The organism is Bradyrhizobium uaiense, assembly GCF_010811875.1.
GTDB lineage: Bacteria > Pseudomonadota > Alphaproteobacteria > Rhizobiales > Xanthobacteraceae > Bradyrhizobium > Bradyrhizobium uaiense.
Genome location: NZ_VKHP01000311.1, coordinates 1 through 9,790, shown reverse-complemented (window position 1 = coordinate 9,790; position 9,790 = coordinate 1). Strand labels below are relative to the sequence as shown.

13 protein-coding genes and 1 pseudogene are annotated in these 9,790 nt (G+C 61.6%); 9 read left to right on the top strand and 5 right to left on the bottom strand.

Features of this window, described 5'->3' with window-relative positions; all coding sequences use genetic code 11:
- Positions 1 to 34: 34 nt before the first annotated feature.
- Both FNJ47_RS41485 and sfnG read right to left on the bottom strand, forming a co-directional pair.
- Complete coding sequence (locus tag FNJ47_RS41485; protein ID WP_163161993.1) at positions 35 to 943, bottom strand: ABC transporter ATP-binding protein; 909 nt, start codon at positions 941 to 943, stop codon at positions 35 to 37.
- Between the two features lie 24 nt (positions 944 to 967).
- Positions 968 to 2,068 (bottom strand): dimethylsulfone monooxygenase SfnG, encoded by a 1,101-nt coding sequence (sfnG, locus tag FNJ47_RS41480; RefSeq protein ID WP_163161991.1) that lies wholly within the window; start codon positions 2,066 to 2,068, stop codon positions 968 to 970.
- 175 nt (positions 2,069 to 2,243) lie between these two features.
- Here sfnG and FNJ47_RS41475 point away from each other — a divergent pair, with 175 nt between their 5' ends.
- The gene (locus FNJ47_RS41475) at positions 2,244 to 2,753 is read left to right on the top strand and encodes a hypothetical protein (protein ID WP_163161989.1); all 510 of its coding nucleotides are present in this window, start codon (positions 2,244 to 2,246) and stop codon (positions 2,751 to 2,753) included.
- Here FNJ47_RS41475 and FNJ47_RS50045 read toward each other — a convergent pair.
- Positions 2,732 to 2,914, bottom strand: a pseudogene (locus FNJ47_RS50045) (serine hydrolase domain-containing protein); the annotation flags it as partial. The gene FNJ47_RS41475 and the pseudogene FNJ47_RS50045 sit on opposite strands and share 22 nt — an antisense overlap.
- 14 nt (positions 2,915 to 2,928) lie before the next feature.
- On the opposite strand from FNJ47_RS50045, the gene FNJ47_RS41470 reads away from it, so the two are divergent.
- Together FNJ47_RS41470 and FNJ47_RS41465 are read left to right on the top strand one after the other, a co-directional pair.
- On the top strand, positions 2,929 to 3,405 hold the full coding sequence (locus FNJ47_RS41470; protein ID WP_163161987.1) for a hypothetical protein: 477 nt from the start codon (positions 2,929 to 2,931) through the stop codon (positions 3,403 to 3,405).
- 74 nt (positions 3,406 to 3,479) lie between these two features.
- Positions 3,480 to 4,637, top strand: a complete 1,158-nt coding sequence (locus FNJ47_RS41465; protein ID WP_163161985.1) for a caspase family protein — start codon at positions 3,480 to 3,482, stop codon at positions 4,635 to 4,637.
- A gap of 18 nt (positions 4,638 to 4,655) precedes the next feature.
- On the opposite strand, the gene FNJ47_RS41460 is transcribed toward FNJ47_RS41465, so the two are convergent.
- Positions 4,656 to 5,228, bottom strand: coding sequence for a DUF488 domain-containing protein (locus FNJ47_RS41460; RefSeq protein WP_347341791.1), 573 nt, complete (start codon positions 5,226 to 5,228; stop codon positions 4,656 to 4,658).
- Positions 5,229 to 5,307: 79 nt separating this feature from the next.
- Positions 5,308 to 5,517: a hypervirulence associated TUDOR domain-containing protein gene (locus tag FNJ47_RS41455; RefSeq protein ID WP_163161983.1), complete on the bottom strand. Its 210-nt coding sequence runs from the start codon at positions 5,515 to 5,517 to the stop codon at positions 5,308 to 5,310.
- Positions 5,518 to 5,769: 252 nt separating this feature from the next.
- On the opposite strand from FNJ47_RS41455, the gene FNJ47_RS41450 reads away from it, so the two are divergent.
- From FNJ47_RS41450 to FNJ47_RS41425, 6 genes are all read left to right on the top strand, one after another.
- Complete coding sequence (locus tag FNJ47_RS41450; protein WP_163161981.1) at positions 5,770 to 6,123, top strand: hypothetical protein; 354 nt, start codon at positions 5,770 to 5,772, stop codon at positions 6,121 to 6,123.
- Entirely contained in the window at positions 6,116 to 6,325 is a 210-nt protein-coding gene (locus tag FNJ47_RS41445; protein WP_163161979.1) for a hypothetical protein, read from the top strand. Before FNJ47_RS41450 ends, FNJ47_RS41445 begins: the two co-directional genes overlap by 8 nt.
- A gap of 440 nt (positions 6,326 to 6,765) precedes the next feature.
- On the top strand, positions 6,766 to 7,833 hold the full coding sequence (locus FNJ47_RS41440) for an AAA family ATPase (RefSeq protein WP_163161977.1): 1,068 nt from the start codon (positions 6,766 to 6,768) through the stop codon (positions 7,831 to 7,833).
- A gap of 139 nt (positions 7,834 to 7,972) precedes the next feature.
- Positions 7,973 to 8,689, top strand: coding sequence for a hypothetical protein (locus FNJ47_RS41435; RefSeq protein WP_163161976.1), 717 nt, complete (start codon positions 7,973 to 7,975; stop codon positions 8,687 to 8,689).
- Positions 8,671 to 9,420 carry a S8 family serine peptidase gene (locus FNJ47_RS41430; RefSeq protein WP_347341790.1) on the top strand — a complete coding sequence of 250 codons (750 nt, stop codon included), beginning with the start codon at positions 8,671 to 8,673 and terminating at the stop codon, positions 9,418 to 9,420. The genes FNJ47_RS41435 and FNJ47_RS41430 overlap by 19 nt, the downstream gene beginning before the upstream one ends.
- A 74-nt stretch (positions 9,421 to 9,494) precedes the next feature.
- On the top strand, positions 9,495 to 9,790 hold a 296-nt coding region (locus FNJ47_RS41425; RefSeq protein WP_163161972.1), incomplete at its 3' end, for an IS630 transposase-related protein.

Below are 9,790 nucleotides of genomic sequence, written 5' to 3'. Positions count from 1 at the left end.
ACCAAGACCTCGATCAGAAACTGATAATCGAACATCAGACCGCGAGCTCCGTGACGTCCTGATGCGCAACGCCGAGATAGGCGTCGATCACCGCCTGGTCGGCCCTCACCTCGTCGGGCGTGCCGTCGGCGATCTTGCGGCCGTTATCCAGCACCGCGATCCGATCAGAGAGGCCCATCACCACGCCGATGTCGTGCTCGATCAGCACGATGGTGGCGCCATAGCTGTCACGCGCATTGCGCACATGCTCGGACAGCTCGAGCTTCTCGCTCAACGTGACGCCGGCGAACGGCTCGTCCAGCAGCAGCAATGTCGGCCGCGCCACCAGCGCCCGCGCCAGCTCGACCCGCTTCTGCAAGCCATAGGGCAAGGTCCCGGCGGCGCGCTCGCGGACATCACCAAGATGCAGGAAGCCAATGACTTCCTCGGCGGCAGCGCGATTTCCCGCCTCGATCCGGCGCGCCAACGGCGAGCCGATGATCTGGCGCAGAAAGCCGGCGCGAACGCGATGCGCGAGCCCCATCAGGACATTGTCGAACACCGACAGCCCCTTGAAGATCGCGAGGTTCTGGAATGTGCGCGCCACGCCGTGCGCCGCCAATCGCGCCGTGGGCACCTGGGCGAAGGCGCGCTCGCCGAGCCAGACCTGACCGCGGTCGGGCTGATAGAGCCCGCTGATGACGTTGAGCAGCGAGCTCTTGCCGGCGCCATTGGGGCCGATGACGGCGCGGATTTCGCCCGCCGCGACCGCAAGGTCGATGTCGCGCAGCGCGGCGACGCCGCCGAAGGTCAGCGCGATATCGCTCAAGGCCAGCACCGGCCGTGCCGCGCGATCTGCGGCCTGCGTGAGCCGCCGCTCGGGAGCATCGGCCGTCGCCGCGGCTCGGGCGCCGGCTTGCGCCGGAGCCGCCTCCAGCGCAAGGACTTCAGCATTTGTCGCCATCGCCGTCACGTCAAAAGGCTCCCGTCACTCGGCAGCCTCGGCGTGCGCGGCGGTCTTCGTCTCCAGCGCACGGACGAGCGGAATGACGCGGCGGCCGAAATATTCGACCTCCTCCTGGAAGTGCAGGAAGCCGAGCAGCACGAGATCGACCCCGACCTCCTTCAGCGCGACGATGCGCTCGGCGATCTGTTCCGGCGTGCCGATCAGATTGGTCTTGAAGCCATCATTGTACTGGACGAGATCCTCGAAGCTCGATTGCGCCCAATTGCCCTGGCCTTCCGGCGAGGCCTTGCCGGCGTTCTTCACCTCATGCCCGAACGCATTGACCGCCTCCGGATCGGCCTTGACGATGATCTCGTCGAGTACGGCGCGCGCCTCGGCCTCGCTGTCGCGCGCGATCGCAAAGGCGTTGACGCCGATCTTGACCGAGTGATCGTTCGCGCGCGCCTTCGCCCTGATGTCGTCGACCTGCTTCTTGATCTCCGCCACCGAATTGCCGTTGGTGAAGTACCAGTCCGACACCCGCGCGGCCATGTCGCGCGCGGCGCGCGAGCTGCCGCCCTGGAATATCTCGGGCAGCGGATGCGCCGGCTTCGGCTTCAGCGTGTAGTCGGAGAAGCGATAGAAATCGCCGCGGAACGTGAAATTGTCCTGGGTCCAGATCCCGCGCAGCGCGCGGATGAACTCCTCGGAGCGGCGATAGCGCTCGTCGTGATCAAGCCAGGGCTCGCCGATCGCGGTAAACTCACCGCGGAACCAGCCGCTGACGATGTTGACCGCGACGCGGCCCTCGGTGAGCTGACTGATGGTGGCGATCTGCTTGGCCGCGACCGCCGGATTCCACGGTCCGGGCAGCAGCGCCGCGATCACCTTCAGTTTCGTGGTCGCGGCAAGCAGCGCGTGGCTGAATGCGACCGGCTCATGCTGAAACTCGGCACCGTATCCGGCGGTGAAGCGGATCTGGCTCAGCGCATAGTCGAAGCCGCTCTGCTCTGCGATCTGCGCCAGGCGACGGTTGTAGTCGATGTCCCAGCCGGTTCGTTGCTCGATCTTGCTGATGACCAATCCGCCGGAGACGTTGGGCACCCAATAGGCGAATTTGATCGGATCATTGCTGGCGGTCATTCGAATGTCCTCATTTCGGTTGGCATGTGACGAAGCGCGTCATGGGAAGCGGGCAGCGCGATGCATTCACGCTGCGCGGGACAGCGGGTTGGAAGGGACTGACTGAAACCTCGTCAGCCCATGAATTTTCGGGAGGCCGGAGCGATCAGCGATCGCGATCCGCGACGCACCGCCGGTGCGTCAACAGCAGATCGTGGGACACGACGTTCGCAATGCGCAGGCGTTGATCTCGTCGAAGACGTCGGTGCAAATCATCAGAATTTCCCCTCGCAAGCACCATCGGCTGACGATCAAGTGTCTCAGAGAAGTTACCGGCGAGCGAGTCCAAGCCAAACTCTTTTTCAGCGAGTCCGGAAAAGCGGTATTCTCTTCTTCAAATCGAAATGCGTGGTTTGTTGCTGCGCGACTGAATCACATCGACAATGACGCGCGCGCAAATGACGTAACGCTCAATATCCTGAATCGACTGGGTGCAGGAGAATTGACTTCTCCTTTCGAAAGTTTTGCGCGCCTGGCGCAGCTACGCCGATGCAGGATCACGCACGAGACATTTTCTCGGAGCGATCTTTCCTGGACGAAATGCATCGTCGACGATCGCGGCATGAAAAACGCCGGGAACCATCACGTTCCCGGCGTTCGAAGCGTGATTGCAGGCAGCGCGCTTTACTTCACCATCGCGCCGTAAACGATGTCCTGCACGTTCTCGCGATAATATTTGCGCAGCTCGCCGGGCGCTGCGGTTCCCACCACCACGACGAGGCGCTCCTTGGGATCGCAGACAAACTGCGTACCGTAGGCGCCGTTCGAGGTGAACTCGCCAGGATTGCCGGGCACCGAAGCCGGGCCGCGACCTGTTCAACGTGATCCTGACCCGGCTCGACAACTACACGAGGGGCGTCCGCGCCCGCGAGGTCGGCGCGATGACCTTCGATGCGATGCGCGAAGGCCTCGGCAGCTATCTCGCCGCGGTCTCACTCAATCCCAACATCGACCTGTCGGTGCATGACCGGGTGTTCTTCGCGCTCGGCGCCGGCACCGTGCCGGTGTTCGACGCCAACCGCTTCTCGGCGGCCGAGATGCCGCGTCTCGCCCGCTACAGCTTCGGCCAGGACGCGACAAGCATCGCCGCCGCGGTCGAGGCCGTGCTGGCCGATCCCGCAAGCGCGCAGGCGGCGACCGCCACCACGATGCGCGAGCTCTATCCGCGCTTCTCGATGCAGCGATCGGTGCAGGACATCCACGAGATCACGATGTCGATTGCGGGCGCCGCCGGCGCCAATCTTTTGCCCGCCGAGCCGGTGCCGGCCGGCGTCTGGACGCCGAAGCAGGCGGCCTGATCGCGCCGCCATTTCCGTGGCCGCGGCGCGGCGGCTGCGCTACCCTGAACCCGTCACCTCCGATCGGGTCCAGCATGAACCGCCGCGCGTTTGTATCGGGACTGGCTGTTGCCGCGGCGCTCGCGGGCTCTGTCATGCCGGCCGCGGCCGACGGCAAGCGGGTGGCGCTGGTGATCGGTAACGGCGCCTACAAGAGCGTGCCGGCACTGTCCAATCCGCCAAGTGATGCCGGCGATATCGCCGCGGCGCTGAAGCGCCTCGGCTTCGCCGTCACCCTGATCACCAATGGAAGCTTCGACGAGATGCGACGCGGCCTGATCGCGTTCGGGCGCAACGCCGCCGCGGCCGACATGGCGGCCGTGTATTTCGCCGGCCATGGCATGGAAATCAACGGCGACAACTGGCTGATCCCGGTCGACGCCGAGCTGAAGCGCGACACCGACGCCGCCAATGAAGCGATCAGTTTGCAAAGCGTGATGTTGCAGGTGACGAACACCACGAGCCTTGGCCTCGTCATCCTCGATGCCTGCCGCAACAATCCATTCGCCGCGAAGATGAGCCGTTCGCTCGCCACCCGTGCCGCGACAAATAGCGGGCTCGGCCGCATCGAGCCGGTCGGCAATGTGCTGGTCGCCTATGCTGCGCGCGACGGCACCACCGCGCTCGACGGCGACGGCCGCAACAGCCCGTTCGCCGCAGCGCTGTTGCGCAACATCGAAACGCCGGGCGTCGAGGTCACCTTCATGTTCCGCAACGTCCGCGACGACGTGATGGAGGCGACGCGCAACGAGCAGCAGCCGTTCGTCTACGGCTCGCTGTCGCGCAAGGCGATCTATCTGGCAGCGCCACCATCCGAGACGGCGGGTGCGAAACAGGCGAATGCCGCGCCCGCAGCCGCAGCTCCCGCATTGCCGGCGCCACCAGTGACCTCAGCCGGCGCGATCGATCCCGCGCTGGTCGGCACCTGGGAGATCATGGTGGCAAGCGGCCGCGGCCAGTCGCGCTGGATCTGGCAGATCCTGGCCGACGGCACCTATAAATTCCACGCCGAGCCCTTCCGCTCGGCGCAATCCCACGAAGGCACCGTGACCTTTGCGAATGGCCGCTGGACGCTGCACGCGCTGAAGGGGCTGAGGAACTATACCGATGCCGGCTCCTACGAGGTCCACGACGCGACCGCCGTGATCACCGGCAAGCTCGGCACCGGATATTGGAAACGCAGCGTGGAGTGAGGGGCGCGGCGCAAGGCCTCACAAATCCAGTTGACCCGTAGCCGGATAAACCACCGTGCCATCACTCTCGACGACGGCGCCTTCGGTGAGGCGGGCAGGCTCGAGGCGCCCTTCCCCCATGATGTGAACCACGGTCTCTCCTGACGCGATCAGATAGTCGGCGACGATGCGGCGGTGGCAACGCCACCACACCGCTTCCGAGCACATGATCGCGCAGCGTCGTCGATGCCCCTCGTCGCGCAGATGCTGCAGGCTCGCATGAAACTGCGGCGACAGCGCATAGTCGGCGTAGTTGCGAAAGCTCTCGTTGCTCCAAAATCCATTGACGGAAGCCGGCACGTCTCGCGCCTTGCCGCGGAGCCCGCCGAGATCGGCCAGATGCTCATACGAGATGCCGGCGGCCGCCAGCGGCTCCGGGAGCGTGTCCTTGTTGAACTGCGGATTGCTGCGCGACCGCGGCACCGTCCGGATGTCGACGACGCGGTCGATCCCGGCTGCGGTGAGGAGCACGACGAAATCCGCGAGACTGCGGTTGGAATGACCGATCGTGAAGAACGGAAGCGCCTCGTCCTTGCTAGAGCCTGTTGCGATGGGATCGGAACGGGCTCTCGATTCTCGCTTTGACGCGTTTTCTTCACGCGAACCGGTATCCACTTCGCTCGAAAACGCTCTAGGCATGATGGAGCGCGCTGCCCTTGTGGGCCGCGACATGATCGGTCTTGTCGCTCTTGATCTCGTATTGCGGATCGGCCTCCGAGGCGCGGTGCGTGTGCCCCTTGTAATCGAAATCACTGGTGTGGACCGCGATGATGGTGCCCGAGACGTGGCCGGCCTCGGAATTCCATCTGACGTGATCGCCGACCTTGAATCTCCTGCTCATGATCTCTTGCTCACGCTCCCGTGGTCACGTTCTCTTGCTCATGATCTCTTGGCCATGTCGCAACCTCCGGCCTGGTCGAGCACACCAGGCCCCTTATGCCCAGCAAGCAGCATATCGGGCCTGACCTGACGGTCACAACATATCCGGCTTCGTGGCAATCGCCGAAACCGATCCAGGTTCCCGCTGCTCGCGCTTCGCGGAGCGCCCGCGCCCGAGATTCAGGTTGTATTATATCTCACACACACGTAGGTTGTGCATGCGATCAAAAGTGGAGGGGCCATGCCGCTGCACCATAACGTTGATCCGAATTTTCCTTATGACGGTCCTGATTTCGACGAGTTCTGCATTGCGGAGAACGGATACCTGAAGGCGTCGCGAGATCGCAGCCCCTGCATCACCTGCGCCCTGTCCAAGCTTTGCCAGGCCGGCTTCGAGAAGCAGGTGCATCTCGCCGTTGAAGGAAGGGACCCAAGCCTGACCAAGGACTGCGAGCTGACCGCAAGCGACCTGACCGCAGAACGGCTGCTCGCCGGATTGAGCGAGGACGAAATCGCGTTCGTGAAAACCCATATTTCAAGCCTGGCGGAGGAGTGCGGAAATGGCTGATACAGCATCGATGCAACTCGAAGCGAAGAAGCAGCTGGCTGCGAAGGCGGACACCGTGGCCAAGCATCAACTCGAGGCGAAGCGGCAGCTGGCCGAAAAGGCGTCACTGACCAGCAGGCACCAGCTCGAGGCAAAGAAGCAGCTCTCCGAAAAGGCCAATCTGGTCGCCAGGATGCAGTTGGCGACGAAGAAGAGCAGCTGATCGCAGGACCCTGGACTCCGTCTCGACCTTTCGGGCATCACGGAGTGACGGCAGGGTCAGAACACTCGGTCAGACGTAAGCCGGAAGACCGAATGGGCGCAGCGGGTCAGGCCGCGGGGAGCGGGTCCCCTTGATTGCGTTACCGCCGCGACCATTGCGGGTGGGTGGACCGCCGCTTATTTCCAACGATCGGTTCCGACTAAAGGCCGGCACAAGCTGGGCGCCCAACCCCCAGTCGATTGCGCCCGGAAGATCGCAAAATCGCAGCCGGTGATACTTTTCCGATCGTTTTCAGTATCTTAATTCATGTTTACGATAGTGAGGGGCGCTTTGCGGGCGAAGCAATTCGCTGAAAGGGCTCGTTGGCGCACCGTTGTTCACAGGGAAGCGCCCTTCCGGGCAGTGTCGCCACGCTAGAATATTCGTATAGGTTGTCCACCATGGCCAAGAGCGACCTTCTCATCTCACTCGTGCGAGCCGGCGCGGCCGGCGACAAGTCCATGCTGCGCTCGACCGTGGAAGCGCTCGTGGCCGATGAACGTGCCAAGAGCCATCATGCGGTCGCAGACAGGCTCGAACGGGCGTTGCAGGCGGTCGCCGTTACGCCACCGAGTTTGGCCACATCTCAGCGATCCGCTCACGCAAACGGCCGTGATACGATCTTGGAAGTCACAGCGCGCATTTCGCTTGACGACTTGGTTTTGCCGCTTCCAGCGAGAACCGAAGGACTTCAATTGATCGAAGAACACGTGCGTGCAGACGTACTTCGAGCCAACGGATACGAGCCGCGACATCGCATTCTGCTATCTGGCCCTCCCGGAAACGGGAAGACTTCCTTTGCCGAGGCAATTGCCGAAGGCCTCGCCTTGCCGTTCTTTGTTGTTCGCTACGACGCATTGGTCGGGAGCTATTTAGGCGAAACGAACGCGCGCCTTCGCGCGCTCTTCGACTACGCGCGCACGCAACCATGCGTCCTGTTTTTCGATGAGTTCGACGCGATTGGCAAGGAACGCGGCGATGACCATGAGACCGGAGAAATCAAGCGCGTTGTTTCGTTCTTATTGATGCAAATCGATAAGCTTCCGAGCTACGTCGTTACTATCGCGGCGACTAATCATGCCGAATTGCTCGATAGGGCCGTCTGGCGTCGCTTCCAGTTGAAACTGTCATTTCCAGCGCCGCAAACTGCGGAGATAGCTCGCTACATAGAACGCGTCATTGCCAGCTGGCCGGAAAGGCCGACGCTGACACCTAACGAACTCGCGCAAAAAATTGAAGCGACCTCATACGCGGAGGTTTTGGATTTCCTCCAGAACGTCAGGCGCCGGCAAATCTTGGGTTTGGGGGAGGTCTCGATAAACTCTGCGCTTTCTTCCGAGTTCGCCAATTGGTCATCACGAGTAAAGCCAGAGAACATTTATGGTGGGCGATCCAACGAAGCCGCTGCTGCGACTACAGCCGGGCAACCAAGAAGCAAGGCCGACAGGCAGACAACAGGCGATACCTAGGCCCGCCCCCTTTTCTCCGGCCACTCAGAACGCTGCATTTGGCCGCCGATTTCGGCGGCTTGAGCAGGCATTGGCTAGAGACCCGTCTGGATTGACGCTACGTACTGATCCCTCCGCGTTAGCGCCGGAACGACTGCTAGTGTTCGAAGTTCGAGGCGCCATCGCAAATTTTGCGACCGCAATTCGAAGGGTGCCTGGCCTCGAACTGATTGACGAAGAAGAGCTTGAGGGCGACGACAAGGACAAGTCTCCGGAAGCGTACCTGCTCGTGCCGGATACTGTTGCGTTGCACAACATCCTCTCTCTTTGGAAGCGGTGGACCACTGGACAGGAACTTGGAACCGGATTTGCTCCGTGGCGCGATGTTTTCGCAACGCTTCGAGAAATCAGAGTTTGGGGACCGAGCGACCGTGTCCAAGAGGGCGATCGCGAAATTTTAGCTGAGGAGATCGAATTGATGGGAGAGGATCAATCTCTCGTCATCGAAATTGAGTTGGTTTTTCGTGCGTCAGAGGTGCTTGCCGCAGAAACGGAACGGGCTGTAATTGGTGAAATTGCTGCGGCTGGCGGAGCGCTTGTTTCAAGGTGCCGCATCCCCGACATCGCTTATCATGCGATCCTTGCGCGTCTACCCGTGACTGCGATCCGACATATCGCGGAACGCTCTCCAACTGGCATTAGTGGCCTGGATGCGGTGATGCATATTCGGCCACAGAGCGTCGCGCTGTCGGTCGAGGTAGATGACACTGTCGAACAAGCAGGCCTCATTCCGCCACCACCTGGAAACGGAGAGCCAATCCTAGCTATCTTGGATGAGTTCCTGTTTCAGAGCATCCGCTGCTTCGTGGCCGACTGAGCGTCGACGACCAGTTCAATCTTGAACCGCTCACGGTGGTCGAAGAAAGAACTCATGGCACAGCGATGTCTTCGCTGGTTGTGCATGGCGACCGTAACGTCGTTGAACCACCTTTGGGACGCCGTATTCATTGCGTACCGGTGCTCGGTGATGCTGATCAGTTCCCTCAAGATCGGCTAATCGTTGATTTGATCTATCAAGCCGTAACGGCGATGCGTCGAGACGCCGATCCAACTGCTCCGTCTGTCCTGATAGTGAACCTCTCGCTCGGAAATGTGCGAAAGCCATTTCAGGGGCGCCTTTCGCCATGGGCCCGACTTATCGACAGATTGTCACACAGCTACGGAATTTTATTCTGTGTGAGCGCTGGCAATCATACCCAGCGGTTCGATATCGCTTCGATTGCCACGATGGGCCAGTACGAAGCGACGAGACAGCCCGATCGCGCAAAGCGCACACTTGAGGCGCTCTCTCAATTGGTTGCATCGCGGCGACTGCTCTCCCCTTCCGAAACAGTCAATGGAATTACGGTGGGCGCAGCGAACATAGATGCCGTCAGCGACGTGCAACGACGCACCGCACGAAACCGCGTCGATCCGTACCACCCAATGGTGACCGCCAATCCTTCTAGCAGCTTGGGTCCGGGGTTCGCGAACAGCGTCAAGCCTGACATTCTGATGCCGGGCTGTCGTGAGCATTTGACTATGGTAGCTAAAGCGGGATGGCTTTAGTCTGAATCGATTTGGGATTCCCAAATCAGTTGGTTTCTGATTCACCATGCTGGCTGGATAGGAGGCCAGCATGGATGGGCAAGCCGTACTCTCTGGATCTCCGTAAGCGTGTGGTGGCTGCGATCGAGGGCGGGATGTCGCGCAATCGAGCCGCCAAGCAGTTTGGAGTGGCGATCAGCACCGCCATCGGCTGGATGAAGCGGGTCGATGAGACCGGCAGCGTTGAGCCTGGCCAGATCGGCGGCTACAAGCCGAAGGCAATTTCGGGCAAGCACGCGGTCTGGCTGTCACAACGGATCAAGGACGGCGATTTCACCATACGCGGTCTCGTTGCCGAGCTTGCCGGGCGTGGCCTGAAGGTCGACTACCA

Bases quoted from the DNA above. Each gene is read 5' to 3' on its own strand.
- FNJ47_RS41485 (WP_163161993.1), bottom strand. From the start codon at position 943: ATGGCGACAAATGCTGAAGTCCTTGCGCTGGAGGCGGCTCCGGCGCAA.
- sfnG (WP_163161991.1), bottom strand. From the start codon at position 2,068: ATGACCGCCAGCAATGATCCGATCAAATTCGCCTATTGGGTGCCCAAC.
- FNJ47_RS41465 (WP_163161985.1), top strand. From the start codon at position 3,480: ATGAACCGCCGCGCGTTTGTATCGGGACTGGCTGTTGCCGCGGCGCTC.
- FNJ47_RS41455 (WP_163161983.1), bottom strand. From the start codon at position 5,517: ATGAGCAGGAGATTCAAGGTCGGCGATCACGTCAGATGGAATTCCGAG.
- FNJ47_RS41445 (WP_163161979.1), top strand. From the start codon at position 6,116: ATGGCTGATACAGCATCGATGCAACTCGAAGCGAAGAAGCAGCTGGCT.
- FNJ47_RS41440 (WP_163161977.1), top strand. From the start codon at position 6,766: ATGGCCAAGAGCGACCTTCTCATCTCACTCGTGCGAGCCGGCGCGGCC.